The 15201-nt window shown below is 69.8% G+C and carries 14 protein-coding genes; 8 read left to right on the top strand and 6 right to left on the bottom strand.

What is annotated here, in order from left to right; all coding sequences use genetic code 11:
• The 5 genes from ACWEPL_RS47250 to ACWEPL_RS47230 all read left to right on the top strand — a co-directional run bounded on the left by ACWEPL_RS47250 (position 1) and on the right by ACWEPL_RS47230 (position 3114).
• Positions 1-672 (top strand): DUF3159 domain-containing protein, encoded by a 672-nt coding sequence (locus ACWEPL_RS47250; protein WP_318786963.1) that lies wholly within the window; start codon positions 1-3, stop codon positions 670-672.
• A 103-nt stretch (positions 673-775) separates the two neighbouring features.
• Positions 776-997, top strand: a complete 222-nt coding sequence (locus ACWEPL_RS47245) for a hypothetical protein (RefSeq protein ID WP_355194388.1) — start codon at positions 776-778, stop codon at positions 995-997.
• Positions 998-1637: 640 nt separating this feature from the next.
• Positions 1638-1925: a hypothetical protein gene (locus ACWEPL_RS47240; RefSeq protein WP_452440113.1), complete on the top strand. Its 288-nt coding sequence runs from the start codon at positions 1638-1640 to the stop codon at positions 1923-1925.
• A 416-nt stretch (positions 1926-2341) separates the two neighbouring features.
• A complete protein-coding gene (locus ACWEPL_RS47235) occupies positions 2342-2701 on the top strand; it encodes a hypothetical protein (RefSeq protein ID WP_452440112.1) in 360 nt (119 codons plus the stop codon).
• 29 nt (positions 2702-2730) lie between these two features.
• Positions 2731-3114 carry a hypothetical protein gene (locus ACWEPL_RS47230; RefSeq protein WP_452440111.1) on the top strand — a complete coding sequence of 128 codons (384 nt, stop codon included), beginning with the start codon at positions 2731-2733 and terminating at the stop codon, positions 3112-3114.
• 212 nt (positions 3115-3326) lie between these two features.
• Here the strand turns inward: ACWEPL_RS47230 and ACWEPL_RS47225 are convergent, their stop codons facing one another.
• Together ACWEPL_RS47225 and ACWEPL_RS47220 are read right to left on the bottom strand one after the other, a co-directional pair.
• Positions 3327-3986 (bottom strand): potassium channel family protein, encoded by a 660-nt coding sequence (locus tag ACWEPL_RS47225; protein ID WP_350722859.1) that lies wholly within the window; start codon positions 3984-3986, stop codon positions 3327-3329.
• Entirely contained in the window at positions 3986-4651 is a 666-nt protein-coding gene (locus ACWEPL_RS47220; protein WP_350722857.1) for a potassium channel family protein, read from the bottom strand. The genes ACWEPL_RS47225 and ACWEPL_RS47220 overlap by 1 nt, the downstream gene beginning before the upstream one ends.
• Positions 4652-4921: 270 nt before the next feature.
• Here ACWEPL_RS47220 and ACWEPL_RS47215 point away from each other — a divergent pair, with 270 nt between their 5' ends.
• From ACWEPL_RS47215 to ACWEPL_RS47205, 3 genes are all read left to right on the top strand, one after another.
• Positions 4922-6796, top strand: coding sequence for an APC family permease (locus ACWEPL_RS47215; RefSeq protein ID WP_452440110.1), 1875 nt, complete (start codon positions 4922-4924; stop codon positions 6794-6796).
• 9 nt (positions 6797-6805) lie between these two features.
• On the top strand, positions 6806-8056 hold the full coding sequence (locus ACWEPL_RS47210) for a class I SAM-dependent RNA methyltransferase (protein ID WP_397365106.1): 1251 nt from the start codon (positions 6806-6808) through the stop codon (positions 8054-8056).
• A 315-nt stretch (positions 8057-8371) separates the two neighbouring features.
• Positions 8372-9238 (top strand): CAP domain-containing protein, encoded by an 867-nt coding sequence (locus ACWEPL_RS47205; RefSeq protein ID WP_363965916.1) that lies wholly within the window; start codon positions 8372-8374, stop codon positions 9236-9238.
• A gap of 23 nt (positions 9239-9261) precedes the next feature.
• On the opposite strand, the gene mug is transcribed toward ACWEPL_RS47205, so the two are convergent.
• Genes mug through ACWEPL_RS47185 form a run of 4 tightly spaced genes read right to left on the bottom strand, consistent with a single transcriptional unit; the run spans position 9262 to position 15166 of the window.
• On the bottom strand, positions 9262-9759 hold the full coding sequence (gene mug, locus ACWEPL_RS47200; protein WP_363965914.1) for a G/U mismatch-specific DNA glycosylase: 498 nt from the start codon (positions 9757-9759) through the stop codon (positions 9262-9264).
• Positions 9760-9769: 10 nt separating this feature from the next.
• On the bottom strand, positions 9770-11170 hold the full coding sequence (locus ACWEPL_RS47195) for a sugar porter family MFS transporter (RefSeq protein WP_452440109.1): 1401 nt from the start codon (positions 11168-11170) through the stop codon (positions 9770-9772).
• 50 nt (positions 11171-11220) lie between these two features.
• Complete coding sequence (locus ACWEPL_RS47190; protein ID WP_452440108.1) at positions 11221-13728, bottom strand: polynucleotide kinase-phosphatase; 2508 nt, start codon at positions 13726-13728, stop codon at positions 11221-11223.
• Positions 13667-15166 (bottom strand): 3' terminal RNA ribose 2'-O-methyltransferase Hen1, encoded by a 1500-nt coding sequence (locus tag ACWEPL_RS47185; protein ID WP_363965909.1) that lies wholly within the window; start codon positions 15164-15166, stop codon positions 13667-13669. Before ACWEPL_RS47185 ends, ACWEPL_RS47190 begins: the two co-directional genes overlap by 62 nt.
• Between the last annotated feature and the right edge of the window lie 35 nt (positions 15167-15201).

Raw genomic sequence — 15201 nt, 5'->3', positions numbered from 1 at the left:
GTGAGTGCTGAGGCGGAAGAGGTCGCCCACGACACCGTTGAGGCGGCGGTGCGAGCCCAGCTCGCCAAGGCCTTCGGCGGGGTGCGCGGCATCATCGAGGCGGCGATCCCGACGATCGCGTTCACGGTGTGCTGGGTCACCACCGAGGAGCTGAAACTGTCGCTCATCGTGAGCGTCTCGATCGCGGTGGTGCTGCTGCTGGTCAGGATCGTGCAGCGGTCCACACCGCAGTTCGTGATCAACAGCCTGATCGGCATCGCGATCGGCGCGTTCTTCGCCAGCCGCACCGGCGACGCGAAGGACTACTTCCTGCCCGGCATCCTGTGGAACGCCGGCTACATGGTGGCGATGCTGCTGTCCATCGTCACCCGGTGGCCGGTGGTGGGCTTCCTGATCGGCTCGGTCACGGGCGACCCGACCGCCTGGCACAAGGACCCGGGCATCGTGAAGCTGTGCACGCGGCTGACCTGGCTGCTCCTGCTGCCGTGCGCGGTCCGGGTGGCCGTGCAGGGGCCGGTCTACTGGTTCGGAGGCGGCAACGAGGCGGTCGCCGCCCTCGGCGTCGCCAAGATCGCCATGGGCTGGCCGCTCCAGGTGGCCGCCCTCGGCGCCATGCTCTGGGTCCTGGGCCGCGGCCGCACCCCGATCAAACCCCCGGTGGCTCCCGCCTGACGATCCCTGGTAAAGATCTCCGGATCATTTCCTAGAAGAGCTGATCCACTTGCGCGGGTACGAAGGCTGGCGAAGGATCACTTCGAGCCAATCGGGGGCCCCAATGTACGCACGTGCCGTCACCGCCCTGGCCACGACCGCCGCCGCCCTGCTCCTGGCAGCGGGGCCGGCCGTCGCCGACGACGACTGGAGGGGGCCGGATGACACTCTGTGCGAACGGTTCCTCGAGAGCCTGGACAGGGGCTCCGTCATGCTGCCCATGAGTGTCGTCTTCAACTGCATGGACGCGGATGACGCCAGGCGCTTCAGCGTGACCTTCGACTGAGCGCCGGTTCCTGGTTGTCGGGCACCGCCATGGTGATGACACCGAAGGATTCGCCAAGAGGGCTGGAAACCCTGGGTTAACGGGAGAACACAGCCCTGAGATGTGGGTCATCGAGGGCCGTCCCAGGGGGCCGGCCGTCGCTGAGGCTGAGTTTCTGTCACGACGCGCTTCCTGCCCGGGCTCCTGAGGGCCGGGCAGGGGGCCACCGCTTCGGAGCTGTGACGAGGAGTCGGATGGGACCGCGAGGGGTGGCGCCGCGCTGGTCACGTGCAATCGACCCGGATGCCGGTCCGTCGCTCGCCAGGGGCGGCTTTGCCGTCGTCGTGCAGCCCGGCGGTGGGCGCCGGTAGGGAGTTCAGCCAGATGGAAACGGTCCGCGGGTCGCCGGCGTCCTGTCGCTTCCGGCGCATGACATGGGACCACCCCCGCCGCCCCGCTACGGCGAATAGCGCCGCCTGCCCGAGTTCCCCGGCGTCCTCGCTGGATTCCTGGAGTACCGCCTGGACCTGACGCGAGTCGGCAAAGCCGTGACCTCGCCGGAGACGATCTAGTTGATCAGTTGGGCCGATGGGATGGCCGAATGCCGCGTCGAGGTACTGAGGTACTGAGGTACTCTGGTACGGAGGGACAGGTGATTCCCATGGCTATGCCGAACCCAGGTGGCAAGCGGCAAGCGCCGTTGAAGGTCGATCTGGCAACAGACAAACTCATCACGCAAGGTGCACACTTCCTCGGGATGACCAAAAAGGATCTTGTGGATGCCGCGGTCCGTGCCTATCTCGATCGGCAGCGTGAGGAGATCCGTCGAGGCATGATCGAGTCCATGAAGGTCCTCGATGGCTCTCTTGCCTCTGGCGTGTCCTTGCTCACAGGGCTTTCCGCCGAGAGGATCGAGGAACTGGGCGGCGTCGGAGGCTGGGAGGAATAGCCTCACAATGGCACACGTCCGACCTACGATCCGGGTCCTTCGCCATGACCTGGGGATCCCCATTCCACCAGCAAGCCTGCCGCTGGAGAGCGTTGAGCATCCGCTCTTGGACAAAGCCTCGCGCCAGTTCGCTGACCCTGACATCGCTCATGAGCGGATACGTGCGATAGACGACACGGTGATGTTCAAGGTCAAGGTGCAGCGATGGCGCGGAGCGGTGTGGAGGGACGAGCCTTCTGCGGACGTCGAGGCATGGCTAGTGGCTGGGGGAATGCGTGAGGAGGGTTCCGGGGACGACTTCTATTCCGCCCTCACTGCCGAAACCCGAGCCGCCCGTGCCCGCTACAACGCGGAGCATGACAAGCCACTGATCACTGACGCCTATAGTGCTCACCTGCTGCCCGGTCCCGATGATCATGACCGGTATCGCCTGGAAAGTGCGACACGGTTCGCATTGCGCCTTAAATCGTACTATTCGTGAGCTGGTCTGCGGCTCGCTGCGTGACGGACATGAGCACGCGGCCGACTTTTCAGGCTTCAGGCTGGGCATCTTGATCAGGGCCGAGGACGGGCACGAAACCTATGTCGCGATCCGTATCACCGGTTCCGTTCCGCGCGACCTGGTCACGCTAATCCTGAGCCGGATGCCTGGCTGTCCCCCTGAAGCATGGTTTCCAGAGGTAGCTCTACCTGAGCGTGACCTGCTGCCTGCTGAGCAAGTGTGGTCCAACCTGATGGATCCCAAAGCGGCGGCCCTCCTCCTTGACGAGGGGTAGGGCCGGCTCCGCCCGGCAACGCTGCCGCCGTGGCGCTCGGCGGGACGAATCACATGGTGGGCAGCGACGCCATCGTCCACTGTCTCACCGTGGACTTCCCGCGCATGTTCGTCGCCGATGTGGCGCTTGATTTCCGCGGGTTGTACGCCGAACAGCGATATGGCCGTGGTGGAGGAGACCATGCGGCTACGCTGACCAACGCCCACGCCTATCGCAACGACTACTGTTTCGTCTTCGCATTGCGAGGCGGGCCGATCCATAGGGTGCGCGAGTACATGGACACCGCCAACGGGCATCGCATGGCATTCGATGGGCGTGAGGCGGGAACCTCTGACAGGGTCGTCGTGCCTGTTGCGGTGCTGCCTGTCTGCCGAAACAAACCTTGCGCCCTGGCGCATGCCGTTGATGCGTGAGTAATCGGGGTCGCGTCCGGGGGTGCGGGGGTCTGCCCCCACAGGGCGCTGCCCGAGCTCTCGTCGCGCGCAGCGCGCCTTCAAGCGAGGACCGCGCCGTTGCGGGGTCGAAGGGGCGGAGCCCGAGGGCTCTCATGGCGCGAAGCGCCTCCCGGTGCGAGGACCTTGCCTTTCGGCCCCGGAACCCCCCAGGGGGCCCGGGTTCGTACCGGCTAGTGCTGGGAGAGGAGGTGGGCGAGCTCCTGCTCCACCTCCTGGTTCGCGACGAACAGCAGCTCGTCCCCCGCCTCCAGCGGATCGTCCGCCGTCGGCACCAGGACCCGGCCCTCCCTGAGGATCGCGACCAGGGCGGAGTCCACGGGCCACGGCACCGAGCCGGCCCGCTGGCCCACGACCGGGGCGTCCTCGGCCAGCGTGAGCTCCACCAGGTTGGCCTGGCCCTGGCGGAAGGTCATCAGGCGTACGAGGTCGCCGACGCTGACCGCCTCCTCCACCAGGGCGCTCAGCAGGCGCGGGGTCGAGACGGCCACGTCGACGCCCCAGGACTCGTTGAAGAGCCACTCGTTGTTGGGGTGGTTGATGCGGGCCACCACGCGCGGTACGCCGTACTCGGTCTTGGCCAGCAGGGAGACCACCAGGTTGACCTTGTCGTCGCCGGAGGAGGCGACCACGACGTGGCAGTTGTTGAGCCCGGCCTCGTCGAGGGAGGCGATCTCGCAGGCGTCGGCGAGGAGCCATTCGGCGCGCGGCACGCTGTCGATCTTGATGGCCCGGGGGTCCACGTCGATGAGCAGGACCTCGTGGCCGTTCTCCAGGAGCTCGGCCGCGATGGAGCGGCCCACGGCGCCCGCTCCGGCGATGGCGACGCGCATCACTCGTCCTCTTCCGGTGCCGCGGCGAGCACCTTGTTGATCCGGTCCATGTCGTTCTCCGCGGCGATGACGTGGAGCACGTCGCCCTCCTGCACCACGGTGTCCTCCGTGATGGTCAGGGCCTCGCCCATGCGGTTGATGAAGGCCACGCGCGTCTTGACGCGGTGCTCGAGGTCGACGACGCGGGTGCCGATCCACTCGGGGTTGGCGGTGACCTCCGCCAGGATGATCGTGCCCGTGGGGTCGCGCCAGAGCGGCTCGGCGCCCTCGGGGAGGATGCGGCGCAGGATCTGGTCGGCCGTCCACCGTACGGTCGCCACCGTGGGGATGCCGAGCCGCTGGTAGACCTCGGCGCGGCGGGGGTCGTAGATGCGGGCCACCACGTTGTCCACGCCGAACGTCTCGCGGGCCACGCGAGCGGAGATGATGTTGGAGTTGTCGCCGCTGGAGACCGCGACGTACGCGGCGGCGGACTCGATGCCGGCCTCGGTGAGCACGTCGCGATCGAAGCCCACGCCCGTCACCCGCCGCCCTCGGAACCCGGCGCGAAGCCGCCGGAACGCCTGCGGGTCGCGGTCGATGATGGCGACGGAATGGCCGCTGTCCTCGAGGATATGAGCGAGAGTCGAACCGACTCGGCCACACCCCATGATCACTATATGCATTTCCCCCCGCACTTTCGCGGTCGGCCCATTGCTGGACACCAGTATGGCCCGAGGGGGGAGCGCCTCGTTTAAGGCCTCGGCATGGGGCTAGCATCTCGTTACGTGGCGAAGGTAACGGATCTTGTCAAACGCTTGCTCGTGGGGCGCGCCCTGCGTAGCGGGCAGCTTCACGAGCAACTCCTCCCAAAACGGATAGCACTGCCGGTTTTCGCGAGTGACGCGCTCTCTTCTGTGGCGTATGCGCCCCAAGAGATTCTGGTCATCCTGTCGTTGGCCGGAGTCTCCTTCTACACCTACAGTCCCTGGGTCGCGATCGCCGTCGTGGTCGTGATGCTCACCGTCGTGGCGTCGTACCGGCAGAACGTGCACGCCTATCCGAGCGGCGGCGGGGACTACGAGGTGGCGACCACCAACCTCGGCAAGAACGCCGGGCTCACCGTCGCCAGCGCGCTCATGGTCGACTACGTGCTCACGGTCGCGGTGTCCGTCGCCAACGGCGTCGATTACGTCGGCGCCACAATTCCGTTCGTGGGCCAGCACAAGCCCGCCATCGCCATCGCCATCGTGATCCTCCTCACGGTGATCAACCTGCGCGGCATCCGCGAGTCCGGCGCCGCCTTCGCCGTTCCCACGTACGCGTTCATGATCGCCGTTCTGGCCCTGATCGCCTGGGGCGGGTTCCGGCTGCTGGTGCTGGGTGAGCAGCTCCAGGCGCCGAGCGCCCACTTCACCATCGAGGCCGAGCAGACCAACCTGACCACCTTCGCCGCCGCGTTCCTGATCCTGCGCGCGTTCTCCTCCGGCTGCGCCGCCCTGACGGGCGTCGAGGCCATCAGCAACGGCGTGCCCGCCTTCAGAAAGCCCAAGAGCAAGAACGCCGCCACCACGCTGCTGATGATGGGCCTGGTCGCGATCACCATGTTCGGCGGCATCATCGCGCTCGGGCTCGCGTCGGGCGTGAAGATCGCCGAGCCGTCCGTGGTCGCCACCGACCTGCACCTGCCCAACGGCACCCCCGTCGGCCCCGGCTACTACCAGCAGCCGATCATCTCCCAGGTGGCCGACGCGGTGTTCGGCGGTGGGTCGCTGCCGTTCGTGGTGATCTCGGCGGTGACCGCCCTGATCCTCTTCCTGGCCGCCAACACGGCCTTCAACGGCTTCCCGGTGCTCGGCTCCATCCTGGCGCAGGACCGTTACCTGCCGCGCCAGCTCCACACCCGCGGCGACCGGCTGGCCTTCTCCAACGGCATCATCATCCTCGCGCTCGGCGCGTGCCTGCTGCTGTGGGGCTTCCAGGCCGACGTCAGCCGCCTGCTGAACCTCTACATCGTCGGCGTCTTCGTCTCGTTCACGCTCAGCCAGATCGGCATGGTCATTCACTGGACCCGCCACCTGAAGACCGAGACCGACCCCAAGGTGCGCCACCAGATGCACCGCTCCCGCGTGATCAACTTCTTCGGCGGGATCATGACGGGTCTCGTGCTGGTGGTCGTGCTGCTGACGAAGTTCCTGGTCGGGGCGTGGATCGTGTGCATCGCGATGCCGATCCTGTTCCTCATGATGAAGGGAATCAGGCGCCACTACGACAACGTGGCGGCCGAGCTGGAGATCAGCGAGGAGTACGAGCCGACCATGCTGCCCGCGCGCAACCACGCGATCGTGCTCGTCTCCAAGCTGCACAAGCCGACCATGCGCGCGCTGGCCTACGCCCGCGCCACCAGGCCGTCCACGCTGGAGGCCATCACGGTGGGCGTCGAGGGCGAGGACGCGCGCAAGCTGCAGGAGGAGTGGGAGCGGCGGGGCATCCCGGTGCAGCTCAAGATGCTCGACTCGCCGTACCGCGAGATCACGCAGCCCATCCTCGACTACGTCAAGACCCTGCGGCGGCGCTCGCCGCGCGACGTGGTGACCGTGTTCATCCCCGAGTACGTGGTCGGCCACTGGTGGGAGCACGCGCTGCACAACCAGAGCGCGCTCAGGCTGAAGGCGCGGCTGCTGTTCAAGCCGGGGGTCATGGTGACGAGCGTGCCCTGGCAGCTGCACTCCTCCGATCGCCTCAAGGGCAGGCCGGAGCCGTTCGCGCCGGGCGCGGTGCGCCGTCCCTGGGACCAGACCGCCAAGGATGGGGAGCAGGCTCGGGCATAGGGTGTCCCTGTGGAACAGGCATCTCTCGAGCTGACGGTAGGTCCGGTCGCGCACGGCGGCTGGTGTGTGGCGCGCCACGAAGGGCGCGTGGTGTTCGTACGCCACGCCTTGCCAGGCGAGCGGGTGATCGCCGACGTCACCGAGGAGACCGCCAGGTTCCTGCGTGCCGACGCCGTGGAGATCCTGGAGCCCTCGCCCGACCGCGTCGTCCCGCCCTGCCCGTACGCCGGCCCTGGGCGGTGCGGCGGGTGCGACTGGCAGCACGCCACGCTGGAGGCGCAGCGGCGGCTCAAGGCGCAGGTCGTGGCCGAGCAGCTCAAGCGGCTCGCGGGCCTGTCACGCGAGGTCGTGGTGGAGGAAGTGCCGGGCGCCAAGGACGGGCTCGGCTGGCGCACCCGCGTCCAGTTCGCCGCCCGGCCCGGCGGTGAGCTGGGCTTCCGCCGGCACCGTTCGCACGACATCGAGGTCGTGGACGCCTGTCTGATCGCCCACCCGGAGGTGGAGGCGGTCGGGGCGGAGCAGCACTCCTGGCCGGGCGCGGCCGGCGTCGAGGTCATCGCGTCCTCGTCCGGCGACCGGGCCGTGGTCGTCTCGCCCAGGCCGCGCCGCAGCGTCACCGTGCCCGAGCTCGAAGCGCCCGCCTCGATCCTCCTCGACCAGGGCAAGGGCCGTACGGTGCCGCGCCGCGGCTCGGGGGTGCTGCACGAGCAGGTCGGCGACCGCGGCTTCCGGGTCGCGGGCAGCGGCTTCTGGCAGGTCCACCCGGGCGCCGCCGAGACGCTGCTGGACGCGGTGCTGGCCTACGCGGCGCCGGAGCCGGGGGAGTGGGCGCTCGACCTCTACTGCGGGGTGGGGCTGTTCGCCGCCGGGCTGGCGGAGGCCGTGGGGGCCGAGGGGGCGGTGTTCGGGCTGGAGTCGGAGGCGGCCGCCGTCCGCGACGCCCGCGCCAACCTCCGCGACCTGCCGCAGGCCCGGGTGGAGCGGGGACGGGTCGAGGAGGCGCTGGACCGTTTCCAGATCGAACGCGCCGACCTCGTGGTCGTCGATCCGCCCCGTTCCGGGCTGGGGCGCGAGGTGGTGGAGCGGATCGCCGCGCTGGACGCGCAGCGGATCGTGTACGTCTCCTGCGACCCGGCCACGCTGGCGCGGGACCTGGCCTGGCTGGCGGAGCTCGGTTACCCGCTCTCCGACCTGCGGGCCTTCGACGCCTTCCCGATGACCCACCACGTGGAGTGCGTGGCCCTGCTGGCCAAGCAGTGATCCGTCGTCCCGGCCCGCCTCGCGGGTGAGCCGGGTCCTTCTCAGCCCGCGGCGCACGATGCGCCGCGGGCTTCTTCGTGAACCCCCAAGCGATCCTCCGCGTATCTCCAGGTGGCTCCCATGGGGGCCATGGGGCGTGCAAAGCCCGGTGGGACAGGAGTTTCGAGCCTGTGGCAGCGGGGGCACTGACGCCTCAGGTGGCACTCTGGTTTACCCGAGTTGCGAGATTTATATCGCAATTTAGTGACAAGTCGGTCTCGTTCCCGACAGAATGCCTTGCCATCCAGCGTCTATGGCAACTGGAGGGAATCCCCTATGCGTAGACCCATTGGGGTATTTGCCGGGCTCATCGGCCTGGCGGCGCTCTGCGCGCCGATCAGTGCGGCCGAGGCCGCGGCGCAGAGTTCGGTCGAGGCGCAGGCCTCGTGCCGCGTGAACGTGGCCAAGCCCAGCCTGACCAACGCATTGAAGATCAAGTCGTTCGCCACCCGTCGCAACTGCGACGACAGCGCACTCCTGCGCATCCGCATCAAGCGCGCCGTCCCGGGTCCCGACCCCGTCGTCAAGAGCGGGGCCTCCAAGGACGGCCGCATCACCTTGACACTCGCCTGCAAACCGGGCACCTATTACGCGGTCGCGACCGACTATCGCGGCGGCGCCGCCAAGTCCCGGGCCGTCCGGCTGACCTGCACCCCTGACAGCACGCCGACGCCCACTCCCACCACTCCCGGCCCCAGCGGCACGTCGACCCCGACGCCCACCGCGCCGCCCCCGTCGTCCGGAGGGACGGTCGGCACGGCCGAGGAGAACGAGGTCCTCAGGCTGACCAACGCCGAGCGGGCCAAGGGCGGCTGCCAGCCGCTCAAGCACGACCCGCAGCTCCGCACCGCCGCGTTCGGCCACTCCGACGACATGGCGAAGCAGGGCTACTTCGACCACACCTCCAAGGACGGCCGCAGCTTCATGGACCGCATCCGGGGGGCCGGCTTCAGCGGAGGCACGGCCTTCGCCGAGAACATCGCCTTCGGCCAGCCCTCCCCGGCCTCCGTGGTCCAGGGCTGGATGAACAGCGAGGGCCACCGGGCCAACATCATGAACTGCCGGTACAACCTGATCGGCGTCGGCGTGGCCAAGAACTCCCAGGGCCGGATCTACTGGACCCAGGACTTCGCGGCCAAGTAGGCCAAGTAGGCCAGGCAGGCCGATCAGGCCAAGTGGCCGCGCAGCCGTCCCATCTCGTCGGCGATGGTGGCCAGGGTCCAGTGGGCGTTCAACCCGCTCGGGTTGGGCAGCACCCACACCCTGGCCCCACCGACGAGCTCCTCCTGGAGGCCGATGCGGGCCTTGGGGCGGGCGAAGGCCATGCGGTACGCCGAGATCCCCAGCACCGCGAGGACCGTCGGCGTCGCGGCCGCCACCTTCGCGGTCAGGGCCAGGCCGCCCTCCACCAGCTCCTCCCGGGTCAGCTCCGACGCCTTGGCGCTCGGGCGGGCGACGATGTTCGTGATGCCCAGGCCGTACGAGGGGAGAAGGTGCTGCTCGGCCGGGGCCAGCAGGCGCGGGGTGAAGCCGGACAGGTGCAGCGCGGGCCAGAAGCGGTTGCCGGGCCGGGCGAAGTGGTGGCCGGTGGCCTCGGACATGAGGCCGGGATTGATGCCGCAGAACAGCACGTCGAGCTCGGGGGCCAGGACGTCGTCGATCACGTGCCGGAGATTAGCCCATCTCTTCGAGTTTGCGGCCCTTGGTCTCACGCACCCACCTGACGACGAACAGGAACGACAGCACCGCGAAGAACGCGTACATGGCGTAGGTGAGCGGCAGGTTCCAGGCCGCCATCGCCGGGAACGTCACCGTGACCGCCCAGTTCGCGATCCACTGGGCCCCGGCGGAGACGCCCAGGGCGGCGGCGCGGATGCGGTTCGGGAACATCTCCCCCAGCAGCACCCAGACCACCACGCCCCAGGACAGGGCGAAGAACAGCACGAACACGTTGGCCGCCACGAGCGCGATCAGCCCCTGCGGGTCGGGCAGCGTGACCGTCTTGCCCACCTCCCTGGCCGCGCTGAACGCCCACGCCGCGGTGGCCAGCGAGACCGCCATGCCCGCGGAGCCGATCAGGAGCAGCGGTTTGCGCCCGATCCTGTCCACCAGCGAGATCGCGATGAACGTGCCCACGATGTTGATCATCGAGCTGGAGAAGCTGATCAGCAGCGAGGCGCTCTGGTTGATGCCGACCGACTGCCACAGCACGGACGAGTAGTAGAAGATCACGTTGATGCCGACGAACTGCTGGAAGACCGACAGGCCGATCCCGATCCAGACGATCGGCAGCAGCCCGAGCGCGGGCCCGCGCAGGTCCTTCAGCCCCGGCACCCGCTGGGTGCGCAGCACGTGCTGGATCTCCGCGATGTGGGCCTCGATGTCCACGTCCTCGGGCTCGATCTCGGACAGCACCTCGCGGGCCCTCCTGGTGCGCCCCGACATGATCAGGTAGCGCGGCGACTCGGGGATGATCAGCGCGAACGTCAGGTAGAACAGGGCGGGCACGACGCAGGCGCCCAGCATCCACTGCCACGCCTGCAGGCCCCAGAGGGGGTTGTTCACGTTGCCGCCGGCCAGCTGGACGATCACGTAGTCGACGAGCTGCGAGACCGCGATGCCGAGCACGATCGCCAGCTGCTGGAACGAGCCCAGCCGTCCCCGGTAGGCGGGCGGGGCCACCTCGGCGATGTACGCGGGCCCGATCACCGACGCCATGCCGATCGCGAAGCCCGCGATCACGCGCCAGAACGCGAGGTCCCAGATGGCGAACGGCAGCATCTGACCGATCGAGCTGACCGCGAACAGCAGCGCCGCCACCTGCATCGTCCTGGTGCGCCCCAGCCGGTCGGCCAGCCCGCCGCCCGCCCACGCCCCCACGGCGGACCCGAGCAGCGCGATGGCCACCACGAACCCGATCTCGACCGGCCCCACGTGGAAGTACTTCTGGATGCCGACGACGGCGCCGTTGATCACGGCGCTGTCGTAGCCGAACAGGAACCCCCCGATGGCCGCGGCCGCCGTGATGAAGATGACGTGGCCGAGGTGCTCGTGGTGCGCGAACTTCGTTGCCATGCAGGTCCTTCCCCGTGGTGTGGGGACATACCCGCAGGTCATGGCGTTAGTCAGAGCCGGGGATCCACAGGCTCCGACTCCAGGGCCAGCACCGCGAAGACCGGCTCGTGCACCCGCCAGGCCGCCTCGCCGTCCGCCAGCCGCGACAGCGCCTCCAGCCCCAGCGCGTACTCGCGCAGCGCCATCGAGCGCTTCTTGCCCAGGAAGCGCCGGCGCAGCACGTCGAGCGACTCGGTGTAGTCGGGGCCGTAGATGATGCGCAGGTACTCGCGCCCGCGCACCTTCACCCCGGGCTGCACCCGCCCGGGAGCGTACGCGGCGGGCTTGACCACCATGCCCTCGCCGCCCGCCGCCGTCAGGGACTCCCACCACTCGGTCGCCGAAGCCCTCGACCCGGGCGAGTCGAGCGTGACGGAGACGTGCCGGGTGGGGGCGATCAGCGGCGAGTCGAGCAGCGCCAGCGTGGACAGGTGCCAGGCGTGCGGCTCCAGCGCCGTGGCCCGCCCCTCGCAGGCGAGGATCTGGAACGGCGCCACCCGGATGCCCTCCAGGCCGTCGACCGGCCAGCAGTAGCGTGCATAAGCGTCGCGGAACAGGGCAGCGTTGTCGGAGCGGCGCCGGGTGCGGGTCAGCAGTCCGCCCACGTCCATTCCCCGCCCGGCCGCCGCTTCCAGCGCCGCGACCGCCTCGGGCAGCGCGGCGCGGGCGGCCGCGCCGACGGAGGCGTACTGCGAGCGGATCAGCTCGCCGGCCTTCGCCGACCAGGGCAGCAGCTCGCAGTCGAGCACCACCCAGTCGGAGTCCAGCTCCGCCCAGAGCGGCTCGCACGCCTCGCGCAGCCGCGCGACCAGCGGCGCCGTGTCGTCGAAGAACGGCCGTCCGGTACGCGTGTAGACGGCGCCGGTGCTGCCGTCCGTCACGCCGAACCTGGCCGCCGCCACCTCCGGCGTCCTGGCCAGCACGGCGACGGCCCGCGAGCCCATGTGCTTCTCCTCGCACACGACCTCGCGCACCCCGGCGGCGGCGAACTCCTCGAACGCCTCGTGCGGGTGCTCGAGGTAGCCGTCCAGCCGGGACGTCTCCGGCGGCGCCATGGTGGGCGGCAGGTAGACCAGCCAGCGCGGGTCCACCGCGAACCGGCTCATGACCTCCAGGGCCGCGGCCGCGTTCTCCTCCAGGACCTTGACCCTGGTGCCGAACCTGGTCTCGACGTGCCGGGTGCCGATCACGTCGTTGATGTCCAGCATGCCGGGATCGCGGGCCGAGCCGGTGCCGAGGGGCTTGGCCGGCTCGTACCAGACCTTCTCGGCCGGGATCTGGACGATCTGCCGCTCCGGGTAGCGCAGCGCGGTCAGGTGGCCGCCGAAGACGCAGCCGGTGTCGAGGCAGATCGTGTTGTTCACCCACTCGGGGCGGACCGTGGGGGTGTGGCCGTAGACGACCATCGCCCGGCCGCGGTACTCGTCGGCCCACGGGTAGCGGACGGGCAGGCCGTACTCGTCGGTCTCGCCGGTCGTGTCGCCGTACAGGGCGAACGCGCGCACCCGGCCCGAGGCGCGGCCGTGGTAGGCCTCCTTCAGGCCCGCGTGCGCGACCACGAGCCGGCCGCCGTCGAGGCGGTAGTGGCTGAGCAGGCCGTCCATGAACGTCCTGGCCCGCTCCACGAACTCGGGCTCCTGCGCCGCGAGCTGGTCGAGCGACTCCTGCAGGCCGTGCGCGACCGTGACCTTGCGGCCGTTGAGCGCGCGCACCAGCTTCTGCTCGTGGTTGCCGGCCACGCAGATCGCGGTGCCGGCCTCGACCATGTCCATCACCAGGCGCAGCACGCCGGGGGTGTCGGGCCCGCGGTCGACCAGGTCGCCGACGAACACGGCCGTGCGCCCCTCCGGGTGCGTGAGCCCCTCCCAGCCGAGCCTGCGCAGCAGCGTCTCCAGCTCCGAGCGGCAGCCGTGCACGTCGCCGATGATGTCGAAGGGGCCGGTCAGCTCGGTCCTGTCGGACCAGGCCCTCTCGTACGTGATCTCCGCGTCGTCGATCTCGTCGAGGCCGCGCAGCACGTGGACCCGCCGGAACCCGTCGTTGGAGATCTTGCTCAGCGAGCGCCGCAGCTCCTTGCGCTGGCGGATGACCACGCCGGGGCCGAAGTCGCGGTCGGGCCGGGCGGCGTTGCGCTCGATGGCCACCTCCTCGGGCGCGTCGAGCACGATCGCGTCGCACAGCACGTCGTACTTCCTGGCCAGGTCGAGGAGGCTCCTACGGGCCGCGTACTGGACGTTGGTGGCGTCGACCACGGTGAACAGGCCCCTGGCCAGCCGTACGCCGACGATGTGGTGCAGCAGGTCGAACGCCGCGGGCGTGGCCGACTGGTCGTTCTCGTCGTCGGAGACCAGGCCGCGGCAGAAGTCGGAGGAGATGACCTGCGTGGGCTTGAAGTGCTTCCTGGCGAACGTCGACTTGCCGCTGCCCGAGACGCCGACGAGCACCACCAGCGAGAGCTCAGGAACGCTGATCACGGGTGAACACTCCCATCTGGGTCGGCGGGCCGACCTCGGGGTCATCGTCGCCGACCGGCGCGAAAGCGACCTGGTAGCCGTACTCGCCGGCGACCCTGGTGGCCCAGGCGGCGAACTCGGCGCGGGTCCACTCGAAGCGGTGGTCGGGGTGGCGCAGGCCGGTCAGGAACTCGTAGCGGACGTTGTGCTCGACGTTGGGGGTGGTGACGAGCACGTGCTGGGGCCGGGCGCGGCCGAACACGACACGTTCGAGCGCGGTCAGGCGCGGCGGGTCGACGTGCTCGATCACCTCCATGAGCACCGCGGCGTCGTAGCCGGACAGCCGCTTGTCGGTGTACGTGAGCGCGCCCTGGAACAGGGTGAGCCTGCCGCGCTTGCTGTCGGGCATGCGGTCCAGCCGCAGCTTGCGGGCGGCGATGGTGAGCGCCATCGACGAGACGTCCATGCCGCCGACCCTGGCGAACCTGGGCCTGGCCAGCAGCGCGCCGACCAGCTCGCCCTGGCCGCAGCCCAGGTCGATCACGCTGACCGCGCCGAGCTCCTCCAGCTTGGCCAGCACCGCCTCGCGCCGCCGGAGGTTCAGCGGCTTCGCCTTGGGCGCCTGCTGGGTGGCCTCATCTTGGGCGGCCTCCTCCTGGGGAGCGTCGCCCTGGGCCTCGGCCTCCGCGGCGGCCGCCTCGTCGGCGGCGGTCTCCCCGGCGGGCGCGTCCTCCTCGACCGCGGGCTCCAGCTCCTCCTCTGTCTCGTCGCCCAGCTCGGCCAGGCGCGCCAGCGCGGTGCGGGCCAGCGCCCAGCGCCGCCCCAGGTAGCGCCGGGTGATCAGGCCCCGCTCCGGGTGCCCGGCCAGCCAGCCCTCGCCCGCCCTGATCAGCTTGTCGACCTCGTCGGGCGCGATCCAGTAGTGCTTGCCGTCGTCGAGCACCGGCAGCAGCACGTACAGGTGGTTGAGCGCGTCGGCGAGGCGCGCCGTGCCGCGCAGGGTGAGCCGGACATAGCGCGAATCACCCCACTCGGGGAAGCCCTCGTCGAGCGGCAGAGCCTGCGCGTCCACCTCCCACCCGAGCGGCTCGAAGAGCCTGGTGGCCAGCTCGGGGCCGCCCCGGCAGGGCAGCGCGGGCAGCCGCAGCTCCAGCGGCAGCGGCGTGCCCGCCAGCTCGGGCCTGGCCGCGCACCGGCCCGCCCGCGCCGTCCGGAACACGTCGGCCAGCGCCACGGCCAGCAGCGAGGAGGCCGCGTAGGGGCGGTCGTTGACGTACTGCGAAAGGCTGAAGTCGGGCGAGCTCTTGCCGCGCGACCTGACCAGCGCGATCGGATCGACTTCGAGCAGGAGCGCCGCCGTGCAGCGCTCCTCCTCGGCCTCGGGGTAGAACACCGTCGCCGTGCCGAACGACCGGCCGAACTCCTGCACGCGCCCGGGATGCTTGTGCAGGAGGAAACCCAGGTCAGTGGCGGGCCTCGCGGTGGTCGTGATCGTCAGCAGCACGCCCCAAGTCTGCCGTACCGCCACGAAGCGCCGCC

Source organism: Nonomuraea sp. NPDC004186, from assembly GCF_053603495.1.
Note: the sequence above shows the minus strand (reverse complement) of the source record. Positions and strands in the feature narration are given on the sequence as shown.